At 46.0% G+C, this 25229-nt stretch carries 21 protein-coding genes; all 21 read left to right on the forward strand.

What is annotated here, in order from left to right; all coding sequences use genetic code 11:
- The first annotated feature begins 26 nt into the window (after positions 1-26).
- The 21 genes from rseP (at position 27) to dapG (ending at position 25225) form a co-directional block, all read left to right on the forward strand.
- Complete coding sequence (gene rseP / locus AB4Z29_RS03875) at positions 27-1301, forward strand: RIP metalloprotease RseP (RefSeq protein ID WP_441941787.1); 1275 nt, start codon at positions 27-29, stop codon at positions 1299-1301.
- 10 nt (positions 1302-1311) lie between these two features.
- Positions 1312-2760, forward strand: a complete 1449-nt coding sequence (gene proS, locus AB4Z29_RS03880) for a proline--tRNA ligase (protein WP_441941788.1) — start codon at positions 1312-1314, stop codon at positions 2758-2760.
- A 43-nt stretch (positions 2761-2803) separates the two neighbouring features.
- Positions 2804-7111 (forward strand): PolC-type DNA polymerase III, encoded by a 4308-nt coding sequence (locus AB4Z29_RS03885; protein WP_441941789.1) that lies wholly within the window; start codon positions 2804-2806, stop codon positions 7109-7111.
- Positions 7112-7280: 169 nt separating this feature from the next.
- A complete protein-coding gene (gene rimP / locus AB4Z29_RS03890) occupies positions 7281-7742 on the forward strand; it encodes a ribosome maturation factor RimP (RefSeq protein ID WP_441941790.1) in 462 nt (153 codons plus the stop codon).
- Between the two features lie 38 nt (positions 7743-7780).
- The gene (gene nusA / locus AB4Z29_RS03895; protein WP_441941791.1) at positions 7781-8878 is read left to right on the forward strand and encodes a transcription termination factor NusA; all 1098 of its coding nucleotides are present in this window, start codon (positions 7781-7783) and stop codon (positions 8876-8878) included.
- Between the two features lie 51 nt (positions 8879-8929).
- On the forward strand, positions 8930-9244 hold the full coding sequence (rnpM, locus tag AB4Z29_RS03900; protein ID WP_183561664.1) for an RNase P modulator RnpM: 315 nt from the start codon (positions 8930-8932) through the stop codon (positions 9242-9244).
- A complete protein-coding gene (locus AB4Z29_RS03905) occupies positions 9231-9563 on the forward strand; it encodes a L7Ae/L30e/S12e/Gadd45 family ribosomal protein (protein ID WP_183561662.1) in 333 nt (110 codons plus the stop codon). The genes rnpM and AB4Z29_RS03905 overlap by 14 nt, the downstream gene beginning before the upstream one ends.
- Positions 9564-9624: 61 nt before the next feature.
- Complete coding sequence (gene infB / locus AB4Z29_RS03910; RefSeq protein ID WP_441942009.1) at positions 9625-12201, forward strand: translation initiation factor IF-2; 2577 nt, start codon at positions 9625-9627, stop codon at positions 12199-12201.
- Between the two features lie 7 nt (positions 12202-12208).
- Positions 12209-12565, forward strand: a complete 357-nt coding sequence (gene rbfA / locus AB4Z29_RS03915; protein WP_054028943.1) for a 30S ribosome-binding factor RbfA — start codon at positions 12209-12211, stop codon at positions 12563-12565.
- Complete coding sequence (locus tag AB4Z29_RS03920; protein WP_441941792.1) at positions 12562-13551, forward strand: DHH family phosphoesterase; 990 nt, start codon at positions 12562-12564, stop codon at positions 13549-13551. Before rbfA ends, AB4Z29_RS03920 begins: the two co-directional genes overlap by 4 nt.
- Positions 13552-13554: 3 nt before the next feature.
- Complete coding sequence (gene truB, locus AB4Z29_RS03925; protein ID WP_441941793.1) at positions 13555-14469, forward strand: tRNA pseudouridine(55) synthase TruB; 915 nt, start codon at positions 13555-13557, stop codon at positions 14467-14469.
- A gap of 43 nt (positions 14470-14512) precedes the next feature.
- Positions 14513-15463: a bifunctional riboflavin kinase/FAD synthetase gene (locus AB4Z29_RS03930; protein ID WP_441941794.1), complete on the forward strand. Its 951-nt coding sequence runs from the start codon at positions 14513-14515 to the stop codon at positions 15461-15463.
- 206 nt (positions 15464-15669) lie between these two features.
- Entirely contained in the window at positions 15670-15939 is a 270-nt protein-coding gene (gene rpsO / locus AB4Z29_RS03935; RefSeq protein WP_053375765.1) for a 30S ribosomal protein S15, read from the forward strand.
- Positions 15940-16089: 150 nt separating this feature from the next.
- Positions 16090-18189, forward strand: a complete 2100-nt coding sequence (pnp, locus tag AB4Z29_RS03940; RefSeq protein WP_441941795.1) for a polyribonucleotide nucleotidyltransferase — start codon at positions 16090-16092, stop codon at positions 18187-18189.
- A 206-nt stretch (positions 18190-18395) separates the two neighbouring features.
- Positions 18396-19394 carry a polysaccharide deacetylase family protein gene (locus AB4Z29_RS03945; protein ID WP_441941796.1) on the forward strand — a complete coding sequence of 333 codons (999 nt, stop codon included), beginning with the start codon at positions 18396-18398 and terminating at the stop codon, positions 19392-19394.
- 132 nt (positions 19395-19526) lie between these two features.
- The gene (locus tag AB4Z29_RS03950; protein ID WP_441941797.1) at positions 19527-20795 is read left to right on the forward strand and encodes a M16 family metallopeptidase; all 1269 of its coding nucleotides are present in this window, start codon (positions 19527-19529) and stop codon (positions 20793-20795) included.
- Positions 20740-21219, forward strand: a complete 480-nt coding sequence (gene dut / locus AB4Z29_RS03955; protein WP_441941798.1) for a dUTP diphosphatase — start codon at positions 20740-20742, stop codon at positions 21217-21219. Before AB4Z29_RS03950 ends, dut begins: the two co-directional genes overlap by 56 nt.
- A gap of 185 nt (positions 21220-21404) precedes the next feature.
- Positions 21405-22304, forward strand: a complete 900-nt coding sequence (gene dpsA / locus AB4Z29_RS03960) for a dipicolinate synthase subunit DpsA (RefSeq protein WP_441941799.1) — start codon at positions 21405-21407, stop codon at positions 22302-22304.
- Complete coding sequence (locus AB4Z29_RS03965) at positions 22301-22888, forward strand: dipicolinate synthase subunit B (protein WP_441941800.1); 588 nt, start codon at positions 22301-22303, stop codon at positions 22886-22888. The genes dpsA and AB4Z29_RS03965 overlap by 4 nt, the downstream gene beginning before the upstream one ends.
- 30 nt (positions 22889-22918) lie before the next feature.
- Positions 22919-23953 carry an aspartate-semialdehyde dehydrogenase gene (gene asd / locus AB4Z29_RS03970; protein ID WP_441941801.1) on the forward strand — a complete coding sequence of 345 codons (1035 nt, stop codon included), beginning with the start codon at positions 22919-22921 and terminating at the stop codon, positions 23951-23953.
- Positions 23954-24010: 57 nt separating this feature from the next.
- Positions 24011-25225 carry an aspartate kinase gene (gene dapG / locus AB4Z29_RS03975; RefSeq protein ID WP_441941802.1) on the forward strand — a complete coding sequence of 405 codons (1215 nt, stop codon included), beginning with the start codon at positions 24011-24013 and terminating at the stop codon, positions 25223-25225.
- Positions 25226-25229: the final 4 nt, after the last annotated feature.

Raw genomic sequence — 25229 nt, forward strand, 5'->3', positions numbered from 1 at the left:
CGTAATGAACAGGAGGCTTCAGCTTAATGCACATGATTCAAGTTGTGTTTTTGACGATACTCGTCTTTTTCGTCATTGTGACGATTCATGAATGGGGTCATTACTATTTTGCCAAACGTGCGGGTATTTTGGTACGCGAATTTGCCATTGGCTTCGGGCCGAAGCTGTTTTCTGTCAAGCGTGGAGAAACCAGATATACGCTTCGTTTAATTCCTGCAGGCGGATTCGTGAGAATGGCAGGCGAGGATCCGGAAATCGTCGATGTTCAACCTGGCCAGACGATTGCGGTTCGTGTGAAGGACGATAAAGTGACCCGCCTCTATCTGGATCGCCTTGACGAGCGGAGCGGCGTTATACGCGGTGAAATTGTTACCATTGATTTGGAGCACAGACTTTCAGTAACATTGGATGTGGAAGGCGAGAATGAAACGTATTCGGTTCATCCTGCTGCATTAATGATTACAAAGGGCAAGGAAACTCAAATTGCACCAATTGATAGACAATTCGGAAGCAAAACAGTTCCACAGCGTGCGCTTGCTATTTTTGCAGGCCCGATGATGAACTTTATTCTTGCTTTCGTATTATTTGCAGCCTACATCCAAATGGCCGGCATTCCAGTTGAAAATCCGGATAAGCTGCTCGTGGGAGAAATCTCAGAGGGGATGCCGGCATCGAAGGCGGACCTGAAAAAGGGAGATGTCCTTGATGCCGTTAACGGCGTCAAGATCGGAGCCGATTTCGATAAAATGATTGAAATAATCGGGAAATCGCCGAATGTTCCCATTCGCATCGATATCATCCGTGACGGCATAGCACAGCAAGTCGTCATTACCCCAGAAGCTAATAAAGAAGGCGTAGGCAAGGTAGGCATCAGCGCTTCAATCCCTACGCGTTCTGCAACCTTTGGAGAAACCTTTACAGGTGCTGCAAAGCTGATGAAAAGCATGACAATTAGTATTTTTGAAGGATTCAAGAAGCTGATTTTCGGAGAATTCAAGCTGGATGATCTCGGTGGTCCCGTACGTACAGCCGAAGTAACCAGCCAGATCGCTCAGCAAGGCATTGTTCAGTTAACTTCTTGGACAGCGCTGCTCAGCTTGTACTTAGGAATATTCAATCTATTGCCGATACCGGCACTCGATGGCAGTCGCCTCATCTTCCTTGGAATTGAAGCGATACGCCGTCGTCCAATCGATCCAAATCGCGAGAGCATGGTTCATTTTGTGGGCTTCGCGCTCATCATGCTTCTCATGCTCGTGGTAACCTATAATGATATTTTACGTTTGGTAAAAGGGGAGTAATTGGTCGCTTATGTCTAAAGACAAACAGTTCGTAACCGAAATCACGCCACAGGGCGAGGATTTCTCAAGATGGTATCTCGATGTAATCAAAAAAGCAGAACTAATGGATTACTCGCCTGTACGAGGCTGTATCGTATTTCGCCCTGAGGGCTATGAGCTTTGGGAAAATATTCAACGTGACCTTGACCGTCGATTCAAAGAAACGGGACACCGGAACGCATATTTTCCTTTGTTCATTCCCGAGAGCTTTTTTCAGAAGGAAAAGGAGCATGTGGAAGGCTTTAATCCTGAGCTGCCTTGGGTAACAGAAGCGGCTGGCGAGAAGCTTGAGGAGCGTCTTGCCATCCGTCCGACATCAGAGACAATGTTCGGCCATATGTACTCGAAGTGGATCCAGTCTTACCGTGATCTCCCGCTTCTGATCAACCAATGGGCGAACGTTGTCCGTTGGGAGAAGCGTACGATGCCTTTCCTACGTACAAGCGAGTTTTTATGGCAGGAAGGCCATACAGCTCACGAGAACGAAGTGGAAGCACGTCAAGAGACGATGCAAATGCTTGATGTTTACACGCAATTCGTCGAAGAGTTTCTTGCTATCCCCGTCATTAAAGGGGAGAAGACGCCTTCGGAGCGATTTGCCGGAGCAGTAGATACGTATTCGATTGAAGCAATGATGAAGGATGGCAAAGCCGTTCAAGCAGGTACTTCGCATTACCTCGGAACTAAATTTGCTATTGCGTTTGATATTAAGTATCTCGATCGCGAGAATACGCTGCAATTCGCGCACACGACTTCTTGGGGAGTAAGCACAAGACTAATTGGTGCGTTAATCATGGTTCATGGTGACGACAGGGGGCTAGCTTTGCCTCCAAAGGTTGCGCCTACACAGGTTATTATGATACCGATTGGTCCTGCCAAGATGCGTGAGCAAGTTGTGGGTCGTGTAGATGAGCTGTATGCGGAGCTCAAAAAAGCTGGCATACGTGTGCGCATTGACGATCGTGCTGATGTAAGTCCCGGCTGGAAATTTAATGAATACGAAATGCGCGGTGTGCCGCTTCGTCTGGAGCTTGGACCGCGCGATATGGAAAACGGTCAAGTGGTTCTCGTATCTCGTATTACTGGCGAGAAGCGTATCGTCAAACAAGACAACCTGATTGCTGAAATTGAAACAATGCTCGAAGAAACACATCATGAGATGTTTAACCGTGCCAAGCAATTCAGAGTCGATAATTCCCGTACGGTAGATACGCTTGATGAAATGAAAAGCTTTTTGGAAGAGCAGCGCGGCTTCGTAGAAGCAGGCTGGTGCGGCTCTGCGGCATGCGAGAAGCAGGTTAAAGAAGAAACCGGGGCAACAAGCCGGAACATTCCATTCGAGCCTACTGTTCATAAAGAGAACTGTTTAGTATGCGGCGACTCCGCTAAACATACAGTCGTATTTGCAAGAGCTTATTAAGGACTGAAGCTAGTTCGGTTCGGATCTTAAGGGGTTGATTTTTTTGGGCCAAACCGCAGATAATCGGCAGCGCTTCGAGATGCTATTGCAGCAATCGGGGCTGCCGAAAGAACTTATACAAACTTATTTTCAAGATGGTTATATCGAGCAAGTTATAGTAAGCAACAGTAATCGTGAATGGACGTTTTGCATACGCAAAACGTCCATGGTTCCTTTACAGGCATACAATGGCCTTTGTCAGGCGGCGCGAATAAAGTTTGAGCATATTGCTGAGGTCAAGTTTATTCTTATTTATGATGAGGTCGTGGAAACAGAATCCATCGTAACGCAATATTGGGGTTTGTTCATGGAGTGGGCGCAGCGTGAGATTGCCTCCGTAAACGGCTGGCTTCAAAAAGCGACGATAGCGGTTGAAGGCGATACGTTGATCTTGTCCCTTTTGGACAATACGGGATTGGAGCTTGCTAGAAAAAAACGTCTTGATGATGAAATTATTCGTTTTTACAATCAGTATTTTCAACGTTCCTGCAAAGTCAAAATGATTATTAGCGAGTCTAGACAGGATATTCTGGATGAGTACGCACTTAAGATTGTTCAAGAAGAACGTGAATATGTGCAAGAACTCATGGCAAGCTCGCAAGCAGAATCTGATCTTGTTGATGAGTCTGAAATTAGACTTGCAGTGGGCTATGATATTCGTGAAGAGCCAGTTCCACTAATGAACATAGTCGAGGAAGAGAAGAAAATTACCGTTCAAGGCTCAGTATTTGGCCTGGATGTAAAAGAGCTTCGCAACGGCAGTACCTTGTTTACCTTTAACGTCACCGATTTCAGTGATTCGATTGCAATGAAAATGTTTGCAAAGACGAAGGATGACGTGAAAATACTCAATCAGCTCTCAAATGGAAAATGGGTGAAAGCACGGGGCAGAATCGAATATGATCGTTTCATGCAGGAGCCGGAGCTAGTCATGATGCCGAATGATTTGCATGAAGTCAAATCACCGCCTGACCGTATGGACAAAGCGGAAGAAAAACGCGTTGAATTTCATCTGCATACGACAATGAGCGCTATGGATGCTGTTACACCAGTGGATACGTACATCAAGACTGCAGCCAAATGGGGCCATCAGGCGATAGCTGTAACGGATCATAGCAATGTTCAATGTTATCCAGACGCTAATAAATCAGCCAAAAAACACGGGATTAAAGTGCTATTCGGTGTAGAAGCCAATATTGTAAACGATGCTGTTCCTATGGTATTGCATTCAAGGCCTGAGCCACTGGCATCGGCAACCTATATCGTTTTTGATATCGAGACGACGGGCTTGTCCGTTATCAATAATAAAATTATAGAGCTAGCGGGCGTTAAGATGCGTGATGGTAAAGAAATCGATCGATTCTCGACGCTGATCGATCCGCACGAGAAAATCCCATACCATATTCAGCAATTGACCAATATTAATGATGATATGGTCAAAGGACAGCCCGAAATTGAGCCAATGCTTCGCGAATTTATTTCGTTTATAGGAGATGACGTGCTTGTAGCGCATAATGCGCGATTTGATATCGGATTTATACAAGCGAATTGCAAAGCATTTGGTATGCCTGAGGTGAAAAATCCAGTTCTAGATACTCTTGAACTCGCCAGATTTATATTTCCGTCGCTCAAAAATCACCGTTTGAACACGTTGGCGGATAAATACAAGGTTAGCCTTGAGAACCATCACCGTGCAGTAGATGACTCTCTTGCTCTCGGCGGTGTGCTGTACGGCTTAATTGCCGATGCGGCAGAACGGAATATTACGGATCTCCACCAGCTTAATGATTATGTCGGAATTGATTTGTCGAACTCCAGGCCGTTTCATAGCAATGTTTATGCTCTGAATGCAGTTGGCAAGAAAAATTTATTTAAGCTTATCTCATTATCCCATACGGAGCACTTCAAACGTGTGGCAACGATTCCAAAAACGAAGCTTACCGAGCACCGTGAAGGCTTGCTTGTCATATCAGGCTGCGAGAAGGGCGAATTTTTTGAAACCGTTCTGAACAAGTCTTATGAAGAAGCGCTAGAGGTTGCTCGTTTCTATGATGTTCTCGAAATTCAGCCGATTGATTTCTATATGCACCTTGTAGAGAAAGGTCTCGTCGGCAGCCGTGCAGAGATCGAGCAAGCCCATCGCCGGGTTTGCCAAATCGGGGATGAGCTGGGCAAGCCGGTTATTGCGACAGGAAACGTCCATTACTTGAATCCTCGGGACAAAATGTACCGTGATATTACGATTCATGGGATTACAGGCTTTAGCCCGCTTAAAAGCATACGAAAGCCTGATGCCCATTTTCGGACGACTGAGGAAATGCTGGAGGAATTTGCTTTTTTGGGAGATGCAAAAGCCCGCGAAGTTGTTATTACCAATACGGTAGAGCTTGCAGAGCGTTTTGAACCTTTCGACATGTTCCCAAAAGGCTTGTTTGCCCCGGATATCGAAGGAGCGGACGATGAAATCCGCAATACCTGCTATGATACGGCGAAGTCTATGTATGGAGAAAACTTGCCGCAAGTGGTCATTGATCGGTTGGAAAAAGAACTTATTCCAATTATCAAATTCAAATTTTCCGCGAACTACTTAATATCGGAGAAGCTGGTCAAAAAGTCTAATGCGGACGGTTATTTGGTTGGCTCAAGGGGATCCGTAGGCTCATCGGTCGTGGCGACGTTTCTTGGCATCTCCGAGGTTAATCCGCTGCCAGCGCATTACCTTTGCAAAAATTCGGATTGCCGCCATAGTGAATGGTTTCTAGACGGCAGCATACCGAGCGGCTTTGACCTTCCTGATAAATTATGTCCAAAGTGCGAAAAGCCGATGAAGGGCGAAGGGCAAGACATACCGTTCGAAACCTTTCTTGGATTTAAGGGCGATAAAGTTCCCGATATCGATCTTAACTTCTCTGGCGACTATCAGCCGATTGCCCATAACTTCACGAAGATTATGTTTGGTGAGAAAGCGGTATTCCGGGCAGGAACGATCGGAACGGTGGCGGAGAAAACGGCATATGGCTTCACTAAGAAATATGAAGAGGAGCATAACAAGAAATGGCGGGGAGCAGAGCTCGCTAGGCTTGCTAGCGGATGCACCGGCGTAAAACGCAGCACAGGGCAGCATCCAGGGGGGATTGTCGTTGTTCCCGATTACATCGAGGTAGAGGATATTACGCCTATTCAGTTCCCGGCAGACGATGTAAACGCAGAGTGGAAAACGACGCATTTCGATTACCACGCCTTCGATGAAAACTTGCTTAAGCTCGATATACTTGGACATGATGATCCGACCATGATGCGGATGCTTCAGGATTTGACTGGTGTTGATCCGATAAGCATTCCAATGAATGATCCGAAAGTGATGAGCATGTTCAACTCTACAGCAGCACTCAACATACCAGGTGAGCGAATCCGATCTTCGGTAGCCACTTATGGCGTTCCAGAAATGGGTACGAAATTCGTAAGACAAATGCTTCAGGAAACGCAGCCGTCTTCTTTTGCGGATTTGCTGCAAATTTCTGGTTTATCTCACGGTACGGGCGTATGGCTGGGTAATGCTCAAGAGCTTATTAAGAAAGGCACTTGTAATATTAAGACGGTTATTGGATGTAGGGATGACATCATGCTATTCCTCATCTACAAAGCTGGCATGGATGCCGGACTTGCGTTTAAAATTACGGAAAGCGTACGGAAGGGGAAAGGACTTACTCCTGAGTGGATAGAAGAGATGAAGCGCTGCAAAGTACCCCAATGGTACATTGACTCCTGTCTACGCATCGAGTATATGTTCCCGAAAGCACATGCTGCCGCGTATGTCATTTCTGCTGTACGTACCGCCTTCTTCAAGCTTTATTATCCGATTGAGTATTATGCAACTTATTTCACGGTAAGAGCGGATGATTTTGATTTGGAGCTGCTATGCCAAGGCTATGATGCGATATTGCGAAAGCTGATCGAGATCGAAGCAAAAGGATTCAATGCGCTGCCGAAAGAAAAAAACATGGTATCCCAGCTCGAAATGTCGCTTGAAATGACTGCGCGCGGTTTCTCTTTCAAACCGATTGACCTCTATCGCTCAGATGCTACGAAGTTTCAGGTGGATGGTGATTCTCTCATCCCGCCATTCGCAGCGATAGCTGGTATCGGAGATAATGCGGCACGCAATATTGCTGCTTCAAGGAATGAAGGCGAATACCTGTCAATAGAGGATTTTCAGATGAAATCCAAGGCAACCAAGACGATAATCGAGGTACTTGGAAGCATGGGTTGCTTCCGTGGTTTGCCTGAATCCAACCAGCTTTCCTTGTTCTAGAATTGGTTTCAATAGAAAAGATTTCTTGTCACTATAGTGCGGTTATGTTATAATTTTTCTGGCAATGATGATGATAAAGACTTTGATGCAGAAGAGTGGGGAAACCCACTCTTTACGTTTTGTAAACGGCAAAATGGCATAGTGCGTATAAACAGGAGGTCAACAGAATTTGAGTACATCCAAAATCAAAGCCGCTGTCCAAGAAATGGCTCTGCCATACCTCAGCAGCAATGGATTTGAACTGGTTGATATTGAGTATGTGAAAGAAGGAAGCAACTATTTCCTTCGTATATTCGTGGATAAAGAAGGCGGCATCGATATTGATGATTGCGGCCGTATTAGCGAATTTATGAGCGAGCAGCTGGATAAAAACGATCCGATTACCGACGTTTATTTCCTTGAGGTTTCTTCCCCCGGTGCAGAAAGACCGCTTAGGAAGGAAGAGGATGTACGTAAAGCTATCGGTAAACACGTTTACATAACGACATATGAACCGATCAGCGGCGCTAAAGAATTTGAGGGGCTGCTGCTTGCGTTTGACGGGGTAAATGCGATCGTTCGAACTGCCAAGAAGGAGTATACGATTCCTTACGATAAGGTAGCCGGTGCTAGACTGGCTATCGTATTCTAAATATTCGCTTTTATATTGAAAGGGGGAAATTCAGTCCAATGAGCATGGATTTTATTGAAGCATTACAAGAAATAGAAAGAGACAAGGGAATCTCGAAGGATATTCTCCTCGAAGCGATTGAGGCTGCTCTTATCTCAAGCTACAAAAGAAATTTTAATACCGCGCAGAATGTGCGTGTTGACATTAACCGCCATACTGGCGTAATTAAAGTTTATGCACGCAAAACGGTTGTCGACGAAGTGCTAGATCCGCGTCTTGAAATCACGGTAGAAGCATCTCGTGAAATCAATCCGCATTATCAAATCGATGACATTGCGGATATTGAGGTTACGCCGCGCGATTTCGGGCGAATTGCAGCCCAAACCGCTAAGCAGGTCGTAACGCAGCGCATTCGTGAAGCTGAGCGTGGACTGATCTATAACGCATTTATCGATAAAGAGGAAGATATCGTCAACGGTATCGTTCAGCGTCAGGATGTCCGCAATTTGTTTGTGGATCTTGGCAAGGTCGAAGCGGTACTTCCGCTTACTGAGCTTATGCCTACTGATAAGTTTAAGCACGGCGATCGCGTAAAGTCTTACATCACTAAAGTGGAGAATACGACGAAGGGTCCTCAAATTATTTTATCCCGTACGCACCCCGGCTTGCTTAAACGTTTGTTCGAGCTTGAAGTGCCTGAAATTTATGACGGTGTCGTAGAAATTCGCTCTGTAGCCCGCGAAGCAGGCTTCCGCTCCAAAATTGCGGTTCATTCCCGCAATACCGAAGTTGATCCGGTAGGATCATGCGTCGGTCAAAAAGGACTGCGCGTTCAGACGATCGTAAACGAGCTTAAAGGCGAAAAAATCGATATCGTTCGTTGGTCTGAAAGCGTGGATGAGTACGTTGCGAATGCACTTAGCCCATCAAAGGTGCTTGAAGTTATCGTATTCGAACAAGAGAAAATGGCCCGGGTAATCGTTCCAGATTACCAGCTTTCGCTTGCGATTGGCATCAAGGGACAGAATGCAAGGCTGGCAGCTAAGCTGACTGGCTGGAAGATTGATATTAAAAGCGAAACGCAAGCGGAGCAAGAATATGGCCGTCCGAAATCGTTGACTACCGTTATGCACCAGGATTCGGTATCCATCGATTAATCCGTTTCGGCAACTATAGCGTCAATTCAGCTGGCAGAGGAGGGGTGTGCAATGAGACCGAGAAAAGTACCGCTTCGCAAATGCGTCGCTTGTCAGGACATGAAACCGAAGAAGGAACTCATCCGGATTGTGCGGACACCGGCCGAAGAGGTGCAGATTGACCTGACAGGCAAAAAAGCTGGACGCGGTGCGTATTTATGCGGCAAAGTGAGCTGTTTTAAACTGGCGAAAAAATCCAAAGCGCTCGATCGAGCGTTGAAACAGCAAGTTGGAGAACATATATATGACCAGCTCGAGCAGGATTTCGTAGCGGTAGAGGAGCAGTTTATCGCGAATAAGGAGCTGATAAGCGATGAAGCAGAATAAAAGCTTATCACAGCTCGGCATGGCGATGCGTGCGGGAAAGCTGATTACAGGGGACGAAATTGTTCTCAAAGCCGTCAGAAACAAACAAGCATTTCTCGTTATCATCGCAGGAGATGCTTCAGACAATACGAAGAAAAAATTTCGTGACAAATGCAACACCTACGGTATACAACTCGCCGAAGCATTCGATCGTGAGCAACTAGGAAGGGCGATTGGTAAGCCAGAACGGGTTGTGCTTGCGGTAACCGATATGCAGTTCGGAAAAATGATTGCGAGTCATCTGAGCCATAATACGGAGGTGGATCATATTGGACAATAAACAAGACAGCAAGGATAATAAAGATAAGCTGCGCGTTTACGAGTATGCCAAGTCACTTAATATGAGCAGCAAAGAAATTATTACGATTCTAAAAAGACTGGATTTGCCAGTTAATAACCATATGAGTGTTATGGAAAATGAAATGGTAAACAAAGTCGAAGGGTTTTTTCGCAATATCAAGCAAAACGCTGCCGTTAAGCGCGCACAGGAAACGACGAATGTCTCGGTTTCCTCCGCACAGCCTACTGCCAACAAGCCGCAATCGCAGCAGCCGCAGCAGCAGGAACGAAAGCCGCAATTGATTCAGGAAAACAAAAATACTACGCAAGACAGACAGGGGCCTATGAATTCTATTAATACGAAACCACAAACCACAGAGCAACAATCCGAACAACGACCAGCCGGACAACAAACAAGTCGTCCAGCGCAAGCATCCAGCAATAATCGTCCAGCACAGAGCAGTAATTCCAGCCGCCCTTCACAGGGCAGCAATAATTCCAGCCGTCCAGCTCAAAGCGGACAGGGCAACCGTCCTTCACAAGGCAGCTCCAGTCGTCCAGGGCAAGGTCAAGGCGGACAAGGCAACCGTCCAGCATCTGGAGGACAGAGCCGCCCACCACAAGGCGGACAAGGCAGTTCAGCTAGTCGTCCTAGCGCTCCGCGCCAAGATGCTTCCAGTCGTCCTGCTCCATCCGGCCAAAGTCGTTTTGACTCCAAGCCGGCACAGGGGCAAGCACGCGGAAACGACAACAGAAATGCAAGACCAGGCCAGAAGAGATTTGAAGACGGCAAGCCAGGCGGCTTCAGAGGCAACAATGGTCGTGGCGGTCAAAAAGGCCGCGGTGGCAAGTTCCAACAACAGCCGCCACGCGAGAAAGTTGACAATACACCGAAAAAAATTATCGTTCGCGGTACGATGACTGTCGGCGAACTTGCCAAATTGCTTCATAAGGATGCTTCAGAAGTTATTAAAAAGCTAATTTTCTTAGGCGTTATGGCTACCATCAACCAAGAGATCGATATGGATGCGATTCATTTGATCGCTACTGATTACGGCGTTGAAGTAGAAGTGAAAATTCCGGTTGAGGAAGATTCCTTCGAAACGGTTGAGGAGTCGGACGAGGATGAAGATTTAGTATCACGTCCTCCAGTAGTTACCATTATGGGTCACGTTGACCATGGTAAAACGACTTTGCTTGATGCTATTCGTCAAACAAACGTTACTGGTGGAGAAGCAGGCGGCATTACACAGCACATTGGTGCATACCAAGTTGAAATCAACCACAAGAAAATTACTTTCCTAGATACACCGGGTCACGAAGCATTTACGCTTATGCGTGCGCGCGGTGCACAGGTTACAGATATAACGATTATTGTTGTCGCAGCCGATGATGGCATCATGCCTCAAACCGTTGAAGCGATCAATCATGCCAAAGCTGCCGGTGTACCTATTATCGTAGCGGTAAACAAAATTGATAAGCCTGAAGCGAACACGGAAAAAATCAAGCAAGAAATGACTGAGTATGAGCTTGTTCCGGAAGAGTGGGGCGGCGATACCATTTTCGTCGAGGTTTCCGCTAAGCAAAGAATCGGTCTTGAAGGTTTGCTTGAAATGATTCTGCTTGTTGCTGAAGTTAACGATTACAAAGCGAACCCAGATAAGCGTGCAAGAGCAACGGTTATTGAAGCAGAGCTCGATAAAGGAAAAGGTCCAGTTGCCCGTATTCTCGTTCAACACGGAACATTGAAAATCGGAGATGCTTTTGTAGCTGGTAACTGTTTCGGTCGTATTCGAGCAATGGTTAACGATAAAGGCCGCCGTTTAAAGGAAGCAGGTCCTTCAACTCCGGTAGAAATTACTGGATTAACGGAAGTTCCACAAGCTGGCGATCCGTTCATGGTATTTGAGGATGAGCGTAAAGCTCGCGCAATTGCTGATCGTCGTTCGATTAAACAACGTCAATCGGATATGGGCGCTAATACGCGCGTAACGCTTGATGATCTGTATAACCACATTAAAGATGGTGAAATTAAAGACCTGAACGTTATTATCAAGTCCGACGTTCAAGGGTCATCTGAAGCACTTAAAGGCTCGTTAGCCAAGATCGATATCGAAGGCGTTCGCGTTAAGATCATTCACAGCGGCGTTGGAGCGATTACGGAGTCCGATATTATATTGGCATCCGCATCGAATGCGATCGTTATCGGCTTTAACGTTAGACCTGATCCGCAAGCAGAAGCTACAATTGGCCAAGAAAAAGTCGATGTTCGTATGCACCGCGTTATTTACAACGTAATCGATGAAATTGAACAGGCAATGAAAGGCATGCTTGATCCAATCTTCAAAGAAGTTGTAATCGGCCATGCTGAGGTTCGTAACGTATTTAAAGTGACGAAGGTTGGCGCAATTGCAGGCTGTATGATTACTTCCGGTAAAATCACACGTTCCGCAGAAGCGCGTCTGATTCGCGGCGGCATTGTGGTCTTTACGGGTAAAATCGATTCCTTGAAGCGTTTCAAGGACGACGCCAAGGAAGTTGCACAAGGCTACGAGTGCGGTATAACGCTAGATCGTTACAACGATGTTCGTGAAGGCGATACAATTGAAGCGTTTGTCATGGAATCAGTAGAGAGGTGAGTATAGTATGGCAAAAATCCGGGTAGGACGGGTTGGCGAACAAATTAAAAAAGAGCTAAGCCAGATTATACAGACTGAGCTTAAAGATCCAAGAATCGGTTTTATTACCGTTACAGGCGTAGAAACGTCAAGCGACCTTTCTCAAGCAAAAGTATACTTAAGTGTACTTGGCAGCGAAGAGCAGAAGGAAGCAACGCTTAAAGCACTAGCTAGCGGAACTGGTTTTATCCGTACTGAGCTCGGAAAACGCATGCGACTGCGTCATACGCCGGTATTGCTGTTTAAGTTTGACAGCAGTATTGAATACGGCAGCCGAATTGAGGCTTTGCTTGAAAATATCAACAACGGAAATTCGGCTCGATGATGGAACAAGGCAGCTATTTAAAGGAGCTCGATTCAGCGCTGGCTTTCATGAGAACCTACGATGATTTTCTGGTTGTTTCTCATGTTCAGCCTGATGGGGATGCGATAAGCTCCACTGTCGTTATAGGCTGGCTTCTTGAAAAGCTGGGTAAAACCTTTGTTCTGATTAATGAAAGCGAATTGCCATCGCGGCTTAGCTTTCTAAATCAATTTGATTCCATTATTCATTATAAGAATGCCATTCCGGAGCGAAAATTCGATGCGGTGATATCCATTGACTGCGCTGACTTCAAACGGATCGGTGAGGTTTCGAGCAGCTTTGCATTTGGTGCAAAGCTGCTCAATATCGATCATCATCCGACCAATAATGGATTTGGTACGGTCAATGTCATTCGTGCAGAAGCAGCAGCTACTGTTGAAATCTTGTTCGATTTGATAGAACGAGCTGGGATCGCTTGTGATCTGGACTGCGGAACAGCAATCTATACCGGATTATTAACCGATACAGGCGGTTTCCGTTATTCCAATACGAGTCCGCGTGTAATGGAAATTGCATCGCAGCTTCTTGCATTGGGAGTATCGGGAAATGAACTAGCAGACCATCTCCTTGAGAAAATGACAAGAGCCAAACTAAAGCTGCTGCAATTAGCATTGAATCGACTTACTTTCTCAGATAACCAGGAAATCGGCTGGGTTTATATCGGAAAGGATGATCTTCGCGAAACAGGCGCTGTTCCTGAGGATCTTGAAGGAATCGTGAATTACGCGTTGAATGTCGATGGGGTTGAAGTCGGTATTTTGTTCAAAGAAACAGAGGATGGTGCAGTTAAAGCGAGCATACGTTCCGCCGGTAAAGCCAATGTGGCTGCCATTGCGCAGCAATTCGGTGGCGGAGGGCATGTTCGGGCGGCAGGCTGTCGTCTGGAAGGCTCGTTGCCAGCTTCGATTGCCGTGTTAGTGGAAGCAGTAAGAAAGGCGTTGGTTTAATCGATGGACGGCATTTTGGCAGTTTGGAAGCCCGAAGGCTGGACTTCCCACGATGTGGTCGCTAAAGTTCGCCGAGTGTTAAAGATGAAACGAATTGGACATGCAGGTACGCTTGATCCTATGGTCACCGGCGTATTGCCTTTATGTCTTGGACGTGCAACGAGAGTCGTTGAATACGTGCAGGAGCGTCCGAAATCTTATGAAGCAGTACTGCAGCTTGGAATCGCAACCGATACGGAGGATTTAACCGGTACGGTGATCGAAAGCCGAGCATCAATATCTGTGACAGAAGCTGAGGTTCGTCAAGCTTTGACTGGTTTCATCGGTGAGATCGATCAAGTACCTCCGATGTATTCAGCCGTCAAAATCGACGGCAAGCGTTTATATGAGCTTGCAAGAGAAGGCAAAACGGTGGAACGGAAGTCTCGGAAGGTGACAATTCATGAAATCAACCTTCTTGATTTTCAGCTTGAGCTTGATCAACCGAGAGTAACCTTTTCTGTCGTGTGCTCCAAAGGTACATATATCCGTACGTTATGTGTGGACATTGGCAAAGCGCTAGGGGTTCCTGCAGCAATGGCTCACCTGACGAGAACGATGTCTGGCGGCATAACGAAGGAAAGCTGTTTGACGCTTGAACAAATCGAGGAATTGCAGCAAGCAGGAAAGTTGAATAGCCATCTGATTCCCGCCGATGAAGCGATTACGCATTTAGAGCGCGCAAGCGTCTCTGAATCGATTGGCCGACTTGCTTTAATGGGACAGAAGGTAGGGCTTGCCCATTCTAATATCCATTTGGACAATATGCGGAATGAGCAGCTAGTACGACTTTACAACGAGCATAACTCTTTTCTTGGCATTTTCCAGATAGATTTTGTTTCTGCTGTTTTCAAGCCAATTAAAGTTTTTTCGGCATAATTAACGTTCTAGAAAGCTAAAAGGAAATGCAGGTGTTTCAGCGTTGGAAATAATTCCATTAAGTTTCCCTTTAAACGGTTTGTCCATGTTATCGCTGGACAAACCGCTTTCCATAGCAATCGGCCATTTTGACGGTGTCCATCGCGGTCATCAAAACGTCATTCGCCAGGCGGTTAATGAGGCAAAGGGCTCTGATATGCTATCGGCGGTTTTAACATTCGATCCGCATCCGAAGGAAGTACTAGGACAAGGCGAGCAATACTATCGTTGTCTAACTCCACTTGATGCGAAAACTGCTTTATTTGCCGAACTTGGAGTGGACCTGGTCTTTATAATGAGATTCGATACGGAATTCGCTTCGGTCTCACCAGAGCGTTTCGTAGCTGAAGTACTGCGTACACTGCGAGCCAAACATGTCGTAGTGGGTTTTGATTTTAATTTTGGACATAAAGGACTCGGAAATTCTGAAGCCTTGATGAAGCTGGGTCAACCCGATATTTCTGTCGAGGTCATTGAGCCTTTATACGAAAATGGGATTAAAGTTAGCAGTACTTATATACGCGAAGCGTTGGAGCAAGGGGAGATTGAGCTAGCAGAACGCTTGCTCGGACGTCCTTATGAAGTAATCGGCAGTGTCGTACATGGAGATAAAAGAGGTCGGACTATCGGTTTCCCAACTGCAAATCTCCAGATAACAGCACCCTATATAACACCACGTTTAGGTGTATATGCGGTTACTGCTTGGGTTGACGGCAAAGCGTATTCCGGTGTTTTGAATTATGGACTGAAGCCAACCTTCAACAAGGATGGTCTGCAGCCCGTAATGGAAGCTCATTTATTCGATTTCAACAGCGATATCTATGATGAGCAGCTGCGTCTTCAATTTATTTCATTTATAAGATCAGAGAAAAAGTTTGAATCGATAACGGAGCTGATCGAACAAATCAGCACCGATTCTCGACAAGCGAAAGAGATACTCGGGTATACCGATTAGTTTGCTTGTTTCATTTAGAATCGTTAATATTGCAAACTAATGTTATGCTTCTCGACATTTGTCCAGCATATATGTTATACTATACAACGTTGTGAGTAGTCATACATTCTGTATGAAATATTCATGAACTTAACCTTAGCTTGGATGCCCGTTCTCACCGACGGCTTCGTGGCTATTGGCGATTATCAAGAAGGAGGTGAATTAGGATGGCAATTACACAAGTACGTAAAAACGAACTGATTGAGACGCATAAGACACATGCAACTGATACCGGTTCTCCGGAAGTTCAAGTGGCTATCCTGACTGAAAACATCGTTAACTTGACTCAACATTTGCGGGAGCACAAGAAAGATCATCATTCCCGTCGTGGTTTGCTCAAGATGGTAGGTCAGCGCCGTAAGCTGCTTGCATACCTTAAAAACAATGATGTTAGACGTTACAGCGCATTGATCGAAAAACTCGGCCTACGCCGCTAAACTATGCGTAATGAAAAGCAACCTGGTTGTCCTGCCGTCCGGGAATAACGGATAAGCGGATTCGGGTTGCTTTTTGTAATAGGGAAGCACCTATAAATACCTGCGAATTGCAGTAAAATAGTCTACATAGAAACGTATAGGAGGGATATAATGGTACAACGAATTGAGATGGAAGTAGGCGGAAGACCGCTATCCATCGAGACAGGCCGTCTTGCAAAGCAAGCAAATGCTGCAGTAACCGTGCAATATGGTGATACTGTCGTATTATGTACGGTGACAGCTTCTGCGGGTCCGAAGGATTTGGATTTCTTTCCGCTAACGGTTAACTATGAAGAGCGGTTGTATGCGGTTGGTAAAATTCCAGGCGGATTCATTAAACGTGAAGGCCGTCCAAGCGAGAAGGCTATTCTGTCGAGCCGACTTACAGATAGACCTATTCGTCCATTGTTCCCAGAAGGCTTCCGTAATGATGTTCAAGTGATGAACATCGTGATGAGCGTGGATCAAGATTGCTCGCCTGAAATTGCAGCAATGATTGGTACATCTGCGGCCTTATCGATCTCTGATGTTCCGTTTGACGGTCCAATTGGCGGCGTAAATGTAGGCCGAATTAACGGTCAATTTATTATTAACCCGACCGTTGAACAAAGCCAAGAAACGGATATTTTTGTAGTCGTTGCCGGTACGAAAGATGCCATCATGATGGTTGAAGCCGAGGCGAACGAGGTTTCTGAATCCGTGATGCTTGAAGCGATCATGTTCGGACACGATGAAATCAAAAAGATTGTTGGTAAAATCGAAGAATTGCAGGCTGTTGCCGGCAAGCCGAAAATGGAAGTAAAGCTGCGCAAAGTCAATGATCAAGTTAATGCCGATGTACGTGCATATGCTTCTGCTGGTTTAGTCGATGCGATTAAAGTAGAAGAAAAGCATGCTCGTCAAGACGCAATTGATGCGGTTAATAGTGAGGCTGTTGCCTACTTTGAAGAGAAATATATGGATACGCCTGAGCTTCTCTCTGATGTCAAGGAAGTGCTTTATGATATCGTAAAGGAAGAGGTCCGTCGTCTGATTTCACATGACAAGATCCGTCCGGATGGTCGCTCGCTTGATGAGATTCGTCCAATCGATTGTGATGTTGCGATTCTTCCGCGTACGCATGGTACAGGATTGTTTACGCGTGGACAAACACAGGCGCTAAGTATTTGTACGCTTGGCGCAATGGGTGATGTTCAAATTTTAGACGGCATTTCGCCAGAGGAAACAAAGCGGTTTATGCACCATTACAACTTCCCTCCATTTAGCGTAGGTGAAGCTCGTCCGCTTCGTCCACCAGGTCGTCGTGAAATTGGTCATGGCGCATTAGGCGAACGAGCATTATCAAAGGTTATCCCGTCTGAAGCGGAATTCCCTTACACGATTCGCCTTGTATCAGAGGTGCTTGAATCGAATGGCTCCTCTTCGCAAGCAAGTATTTGTGCTAGCACGCTGGCGATGATGGATGCAGGCGTACCGATCAAAGCTCCTGTAGCAGGTATTGCAATGGGTCTTATCAAAGATGGCGATCATTTCGCAATCTTGTCGGATATTCAAGGGATGGAAGATCACCTTGGAGATATGGACTTTAAGGTTGCAGGTACAGCTGAAGGCGTAACGGCTATTCAAATGGACATTAAGATTGCCGGCATCAACCGTGCAATATTAGAGCAATCACTTGAGCAAGCCCGTCAAGGACRTATTTTCATACTTGGCAAAATGCTTGAAAGCCTGCCGACAACTCGGACTAGCTTATCCAAATATGCTCCGAAAATTTTGACGCTTCGCATCAATCCGGACAAAATCCGTGATGTAATCGGTGCCGGCGGCAAGATTATCAACAAAATTATTGAAGAAACTGGCGTCAAAATCGATATTGAGCAGGATGGTATGGTATTTATCGCTTCATCTAATGAAGAGATGAACCAAAAAGCCAAATCCATTATTGAAGGTATCGTGAAAGAGGTTGTGGTTGGTGAGATCTACCTAGGTACGGTTAAGCGCGTTGAGAAGTTCGGTGCTTTCGTTGAAATTCTACCGAACAAGGATGGACTTGTCCATATTTCCCAACTGTCAACTGAACGTGTAGCCAAAACGGAAGATGTTGTTAACATCGGCGATCAAATTAAGGTAAAAGTAACAGAAATCGATCAACAAGGACGAATTAACTTGTCTGCAAAAGTGTTGATGACGACTGAAGCTGCTCCGCAATAGACATTATGTCTAGTGGATCCATATAAGTGAAATATGAAAAGAGACAGATTCAATCTGGCTCTTTTTTGCTTTTTGTTGCCTACATAATCAATCATTGCAGGAGGCCTGCTGCATAAACTCGTCCAATGATTCATACATATGAATTAACATGCTGGATTAAGGTCAAGCTTAAAAGGCATGCTAGGACTTTTATGGGAGTGGACGAAATGATGGTGAGGAAGGCAGCGATGATTGCAGCAAGCATGCTGCTCGTGCTTGCACTGGTTAGCATGAATGATGATGTTTCTAGATATCTGGCTACCATTAAGTATACAGACAACGTTACAGCAACAACAAACATATATAACAAAACGAATGAGCGCGATCGATTGCTTACTATCATCCAGACAGAGGCTGATAAATTGAAAATAGCACCAGTAAACGCGCGTATCGATCGTGTGTGGAGAGCCATTCCAGGTTACAATGGTTTGGAAGTGGATGTGGAAAAGACATTGGAAAGTGCTTTACTTGCATTGCCATCAGAAACCATTCAATATGTCTACAAAGAAGTTGAACCTCAGATTAAGCTGAATGATTTGGGACCGCATCCGATCTATCGAGGTAATCCTGATAAGAAGATGATATCACTAATGATCAATGTGGCTTGGGGCAATGAATTCATGGATTCCATTCTTAACACGCTGAAAAGAGAAAACGTAAAGGCAACTTTTTTTCTGGATGGAAGCTGGTTAAATAAAAATGTGGAGCTCGCATCTCGCATTCAATCTGAGGGACATGAGATGTCCAATCATGCTTATACGCATCCAGATATGAAAGCACTAAACAGGCAGTCACAATATAACCAAATAGCAAAGACAGAAGCGCTTTTGAAAACGAAGCTTCACGTGAATAACAAATGGTTTGCTCCGCCTTCAGGATCTTTTAACCAAACGACCGTTCAGATCGCTGAGGAGATGGGGTTAAAGACGGTGTTATGGACGATCGATACTATTGATTGGCAGAAGCCGCCAGCGGACTCGGTTATTAGAAAGATAACCGCAAAGCTTGAACCAGGAGCTTTAATCTTAATGCACCCTACAGTAACGACGCGTGATGCGCTTCATGGCATCATAACGGCTGCAAAAGCAAAAGGGTATGCGATCGGAACGGTTAGCGAAACGCTTTCTTCTAGACGGGTTCCTGCTGCGGTTGAGGGAGCCGACTGATTCTGCTATAGTAAAAACATTCATGTTCAAGAAAGCATGTTTAATGATGCGAATTTTGTAAGGTGATAATATTAATGTTAATGTTAATGACTGAATTTCGTTTTGCCGAACGATACACAAGGAGGACTACTGATGAACAAATACATGCTGAGCAACGGCTTACGCGTTGTTGTTGAATACATACCGACTGTAAGATCGGTTTCATTTGGCATTTGGGTCAAAACAGGTTCAAGAAACGAGACGCCGGAAAACAACGGAATTTCGCATTTTATTGAACATATGCTTTTTAAAGGAACAGAAAGCCGTACGTCAAAGGACATTGCCGATCTGTTCGATGGTATTGGCGGCAATGTAAATGCGTTTACTTCCAAAGAATACACCTGTTATTTCGCCAAAGTGCTTGATGAGCATTTGCCGCTCGCCGTTGACGCTTTATCCGATATGTTTTTCAACTCGCAGCTCGATCCGGAGGAGCTCGCTAAGGAGAAGAATGTAATTCTGGAAGAAATATCGATGTACGAGGATACTCCCGATGATAAAGTGCATGATGAAGCGTCACGTGCTGCATTCGGTGACCATCCGTTGGCTTACTCCATCTTGGGGCTAGAGGAACGGTTGACGGCGATGACTTCGGAGACGCTGCGCGGATACATGAATGACAACTACACGCTGGAGAATGTCGTGATCAGTGTTGCAGGCAATGTAGAAGAGCAGAGTCTATTAGCGCTTTTGGAAAAGCATTTCGGCAGCTTCACCAATAGCAAGCCAGCTTCCGCTATCGTGACAGCACCATCCTTTCATGGCGATTACCTGTTCTACAAAAAGAAAACAGAACAAAATCATTTATGCATATCGTTTCCGGGCTGTTCAATTACGGACTCTCATTTGTATGCCATGATTCTGCTGAACAACGCTTTGGGAGGAGGCATGAGCTCCAGGCTATTTCAGGAAATTAGGGAAAAGCGCGGTCTTGCCTATTCTGTTTACTCCTATCATACTTCTTATGCGGATACCGGGCTATTTACGTTATATGCCGGTACTGCACCGAAACAAACCAAAGATGTGCTTGATTTGACGATGGAACAGCTTAATGAGCTGTCCGTCAAAGGGTTAGGCGAGGATGAGCTGCACCGCGGCAAGGAGCAATTGAAGGGGAGCCTGATCTTAAGTTTGGAGAGCACAAGCAGCAGGATGAACCGACTCGGCAAAAACGAGCTGATGTTAGGCCAGCATTATACGCTAGATGAATTGTTGAAGCGCATCGATTCGGTAGAGATGTCGCATGTGGTTGAGGTTACGAAACGAATGCTGTCCGTTCCTTTTTCCGTAGCGATGGTAGGCTCGAATGATAAGGCAGCAGCGCAATTGGGGAGGAATCAATTTGTATCAGGTACAGTTTAAGCGTTTATCTGGAAACGAGGATATTGCTATTCCGCAAAAAATGTCTGAATGGGCCGCAGGCTTCGACCTGCAGGCAGCTGTTGCAGAATCAATCGAGTTGCATCCAGGAGAGCGAAAGCTTATTCCTACCGGCTTTGCCATGGCAATGCCAGGCGAGCTTGAAGCACAAATCAGGCCACGGAGCGGTTTGGCATATAAGCATGGGATAACCTGCTTGAATTCTCCAGGTACGATTGATGCCGATTATCGCGGTGAAGTGAAGGTGCTGCTTGTTAATTTGGGGCAGGAACCATTTACAATTACACGTGGCGAGCGTATCGCACAAATGGTGTTTCAGCTTGTGCCAGCGGTTTCTATTATCGAGGCGGATGTACTACCCGAAACGGTGCGAGGCGCGGGCGGCTTTGGCCATACAGGCGTTTAGAGAAAGCAAGTGTACATAAGTTCTAGTTGTGACCCTGTGTAGGGGTGGTTGCCGTAAGGATTCACTAATTTCATAAGATGGAAAGAAGATCGGGTTATTTGCCCGATCTTTTTTTATTTTTCACCCCGCTCTGGGCGCAAGCATAAGATGATCTTGAGCGATTAGCAAGAAAGGAGTGGAGCTTAATGCTAACAGGCGTCCGAGTGCTGTTGCTTGGCGGTGATGCAAGGCAGCTTGAGGTCATTCGCAAGTTGACAGAGCTTGATGCTTCAGTCACTATATCAGGATTTGACGGCTTACATTCATCGCTGGACGGAGCCGTTCAGGCAGAGTTTGAGGAGCAGCTGTTCGAAGCCGTCGATGCACTGCTTTTGCCTGCGGTAGGTACCGATGACCAAGGCATCATTCAAGCTGTATTCAGCGACCGGGAGATGCAGATAACAGAGGGTCATTTTTCGAAGCTGCCTAAACACTGTACGGTCTACACTGGAATGGCAAAGCCTTTTTTGCGACAGCTTTGCGAGCAGCATTCCTTATCGTTAGTCGAGCTGTTTGACCGTGACGATGTTGCGATATACAATTCGATCCCGACAGCAGAAGGCGCATTGATGATGGCGATTCAGAATACGGATATCACGATTCATGGCTCCTCTTCCATGGTCCTAGGCTTCGGAAGAACGGGCTTCACGATGGCACGCACGTTGAAGGGTTTAGGGTCTAAAGTGAAGGTTGGCGTACGTCGTTCCGAGCACTTCGCAAGAGCGGCAGAAATGGGCTTTGAGCCTTTCTACATCAGTGGTTTATTGCAGCATGTAAGCAATATTGACTTGCTTTTTAATACAATTCCGACTATGATAGTCACAGCACAAATTATCGCAAATTTACCCTCGCGGGCCGTCATTATTGACCTCGCATCGAAGCCTGGCGGCACTGATTTCCGCTTTGCAGAGAAGCGCGGGATTAAAGCGATGCTCGCGCCCGGACTTCCCGGTATCGTCGCACCCAAAACAGCTGGACGTATCATGGCGGATTGCTTATCACAGTTGATTTTGGACGATACGATTAAGCGGGGGAATGGGATATGAATTGGTCTGGAATTACGGTGGGCTATGCTTTGTCAGGCTCACATTGTACGTTTGCTGAGGTTATGCCAGAAATTAAACGGTTCGTCGATGCAGGTGCGAATGTGGTGCCGATCGTTTCGAATACGATTATGACTACGGATACGCGGTTTGGCAAGTCCGAGGATTGGCAGTCACAGCTTAAGGCGATTACAGGAAATGAAATTATTTCAACGATTGTGCAGGCAGAGCCGCTAGGTCCATCGAAGCTGCTGGATGTGCTTGTTATTGCACCATGTACTGGAAATACAACAAGCAGACTAGCGAATGCGATTACGGATAGTGCCGTTCTTATGGCCGCCAAAGCGCAAATGCGCAATGGACGCCCGCTTGTTCTTGCGATTTCGACGAATGATGGACTAGGTTTAAATGCTGCTAACATAGCGAAGCTATTAGTGGCTAAACATATTTATTTTGTACCGTTTGGCCAAGATAATCCTGTGCAGAAGCCGAATTCGCTTGTTGCTAGAATGGATTTGGTCTTGGAAGCATGCGAAGCTGCCCTTCAAGGCAAACAGCTGCAGCCTCTGCTTGTCGAGCGGCATTAAGGACAGATGGACGAGGGGAGACGACAACAAATGTCGAATCAGCGATTGTTTAATGTTGCAGTAGTTGGGGCAACAGGCGCTGTTGGAGAACAAATACTACATTTACTCGAGTCCAGAAACTTCCCTATCAAACAATTAAAGCTATTATCTTCTGCCCGTTCCGCAGGCAGAATCATTACCTTTAAAGGTCAGGATCATACGGTTGAAGAAGCAACACCTGATAGCTTCAAAGGCATTGAAATCGCGTTGTTCAGCGCGGGCGGCGACGTAACAAAAGCGCTTGCACCTCATGCAGTTAAGCATGGCGCAGTATGTATTGACAATACGAATGCATTTCGTATGGACGAGAATACTCCTCTTGTCGTCCCTGAAGTTAATCTAGAGAAGATTAGCGAGCATAAGGGCATAATCGCTAATCCTAATTGTTCCACTATCCAACTGGTAGCTGCGCTTAAGCCGCTTCAAGATCGCTACGGAATAGCACGCATTATCGTATCTACGTATCAAGCAGTATCCGGCGCCGGTAGCCTTGCAATCGATGAGCTGCTTCGTCAGACAACTGCCTCGTTGAATGGAGAGGAAGTGAATCCAGCTATTTTACCTGTGGGTTCATTGCCTGTTAAGCATCAAATCGCATTCAACGCGATTCCGCAGATTGATAAATTCCAGGACAATGGCTATACGCTTGAAGAAATGAAAATGGTTCGCGAAACAAAAAAGATTATGGGTGACGAGTCGATACAGGTTACAGCGACTTGCGTTCGTATTCCTGTTGTATACGGGCATTCAGAATCTGTTTATGTGGAACTTAAAAACGACTACGATTTGGAAGAGGTTAAACAGCTGCTTGCGGACGCACCGGGCGTAACGCTTGTTGATGATCCAGCAAATCAGCAGTACCCTCTAGCGACTGAGGCTGCCGGCAAGCCGGATGTTTTTGTTGGTCGCTTGAGACGCGATCTTGGGTTTGAGCGCGGACTTAATATGTGGATTGTATCCGATAACCTGCTCAAAGGCGCAGCATGGAATGCCGTACAAATCGCAGAACATATTTCAAAAGGTTAGTGTATTAAGCAGGTCATTGTTTGCTTTTTCCTGGGATCGATCATGGAGGATTATATTATGCGCATCCTGATTCAGAAATTCGGGGGCACGTCACTATCTACCAATGATGCCAGAGAACATGTGATCGAACATATTACTAGAGAACGAAACGATGGTTTTGCCATTGTCGTTGTTGTCTCCGCTATGGGACGCAAGGGTGATCCTTATGCAACGGATACCTTATTGCAGATGATACGTGATAATGGCGACAGCTTGCCGGCTCGCGAGCGAGATATGCTGCTTGGCTGCGGAGAGATTATTTCCGCAGCTGCTTTATGCAGCTTACTCCATGCGAGCGGGATATCTTCCGTTGTCCTAACTGGCGGACAGGCGGGCATGATGACTGACGAGCAGTACGGGCAGGCACGGATCAAAGAAATCCGACCAGAAAAGGTGATTGCTCATTTGCGGGAAGGTACCGTCGTTATTATTACGGGCTTTCAAGGAAGCACGGCGCATGGCGATACGACAACACTAGGACGTGGCGGCAGCGATACTTCGGCTACAGCTCTAGGAGCAGCACTTCGAGCTGAGATGGTGGATATCTATACGGATGTGATTGGCATATTGACAGCGGATCCTCGAATTGTTGAGGAAGCGAAACCATTGCCAGTTGTCAGTTATGCTGAAATCTGCAATATGGCTCGGCAAGGCGCGAAGGTCATTCATCCTCGAGCTGTGGAGATTGCACAGCAAGCACGCATACCGCTGCGTGTAAGGTCAACATTTTCTAAAGAAACGGGAACGCTTGTTACGGATTCAGTAGAGCTGAAAGCAGAGCTATCTGTCAAGGATAGGCATGTTACTGGAATTGCTCACGTTTCTGGGATTACCCAAATTTCAGTAAAAGCGATTGAAGGCCGAAATGATGTACAGCTTCAGGTTTTTCAATCGATGGCGAAACATCATATCAGCGTTGACTTTATTAATGTGACGCCTAGCGGTGCAATATATACTGTTTTTGATCAAGATGCAGAACGAGCAGTAAAAGTGTTGGTTGAGGCTGGTTTTGCCCCTTCTGCCATTAATGGCTGTGCTAAAGTATCTGTAATAGGCGGAGGAATGAACGGGGAACCCGGCGTCATGGCACGTATCGTGGAAGCGCTGACGGAGCAAGGGATCTCTATTATGCAATCTGCTGATTCAAATACAACGATTTGGGTGCTCGTTCGTGAAGCGGATATGGCTGAGGCACTTCGTTCTCTCCACGCGAAGTTCGAGCTTCATCGATAGAGAG

The organism is Paenibacillus sp. 2TAB23 (assembly GCF_052115165.1).
Lineage (GTDB): Bacteria > Bacillota > Bacilli > Paenibacillales > Paenibacillaceae > Pristimantibacillus.

What these genes read in the sequence shown, in the direction of transcription:
- rseP (WP_441941787.1), top strand. Translation starts at nt 27, where the DNA reads ATGCACATGATTCAAGTTGTGTTTTTGACGATACTCGTCTTTTTCGTC.
- proS (WP_441941788.1), top strand. Translation starts at nt 1,312, where the DNA reads ATGTCTAAAGACAAACAGTTCGTAACCGAAATCACGCCACAGGGCGAG.
- nusA (WP_441941791.1), top strand. Translation starts at nt 7,781, where the DNA reads ATGAGCATGGATTTTATTGAAGCATTACAAGAAATAGAAAGAGACAAG.
- rnpM (WP_183561664.1), top strand. Translation starts at nt 8,930, where the DNA reads ATGAGACCGAGAAAAGTACCGCTTCGCAAATGCGTCGCTTGTCAGGAC.
- AB4Z29_RS03905 (WP_183561662.1), top strand. Translation starts at nt 9,231, where the DNA reads ATGAAGCAGAATAAAAGCTTATCACAGCTCGGCATGGCGATGCGTGCG.
- infB (WP_441942009.1), top strand. Translation starts at nt 9,625, where the DNA reads ATGAGCAGCAAAGAAATTATTACGATTCTAAAAAGACTGGATTTGCCA.
- rbfA (WP_054028943.1), top strand. Translation starts at nt 12,209, where the DNA reads ATGGCAAAAATCCGGGTAGGACGGGTTGGCGAACAAATTAAAAAAGAG.
- AB4Z29_RS03920 (WP_441941792.1), top strand. Translation starts at nt 12,562, where the DNA reads ATGATGGAACAAGGCAGCTATTTAAAGGAGCTCGATTCAGCGCTGGCT.
- truB (WP_441941793.1), top strand. Translation starts at nt 13,555, where the DNA reads ATGGACGGCATTTTGGCAGTTTGGAAGCCCGAAGGCTGGACTTCCCAC.
- rpsO (WP_053375765.1), top strand. Translation starts at nt 15,670, where the DNA reads ATGGCAATTACACAAGTACGTAAAAACGAACTGATTGAGACGCATAAG.
- AB4Z29_RS03945 (WP_441941796.1), top strand. Translation starts at nt 18,396, where the DNA reads ATGATGGTGAGGAAGGCAGCGATGATTGCAGCAAGCATGCTGCTCGTG.
- AB4Z29_RS03950 (WP_441941797.1), top strand. Translation starts at nt 19,527, where the DNA reads ATGAACAAATACATGCTGAGCAACGGCTTACGCGTTGTTGTTGAATAC.
- dut (WP_441941798.1), top strand. Translation starts at nt 20,740, where the DNA reads ATGATAAGGCAGCAGCGCAATTGGGGAGGAATCAATTTGTATCAGGTA.
- dpsA (WP_441941799.1), top strand. Translation starts at nt 21,405, where the DNA reads ATGCTAACAGGCGTCCGAGTGCTGTTGCTTGGCGGTGATGCAAGGCAG.
- AB4Z29_RS03965 (WP_441941800.1), top strand. Translation starts at nt 22,301, where the DNA reads ATGAATTGGTCTGGAATTACGGTGGGCTATGCTTTGTCAGGCTCACAT.
- asd (WP_441941801.1), top strand. Translation starts at nt 22,919, where the DNA reads ATGTCGAATCAGCGATTGTTTAATGTTGCAGTAGTTGGGGCAACAGGC.
- dapG (WP_441941802.1), top strand. Translation starts at nt 24,011, where the DNA reads ATGCGCATCCTGATTCAGAAATTCGGGGGCACGTCACTATCTACCAAT.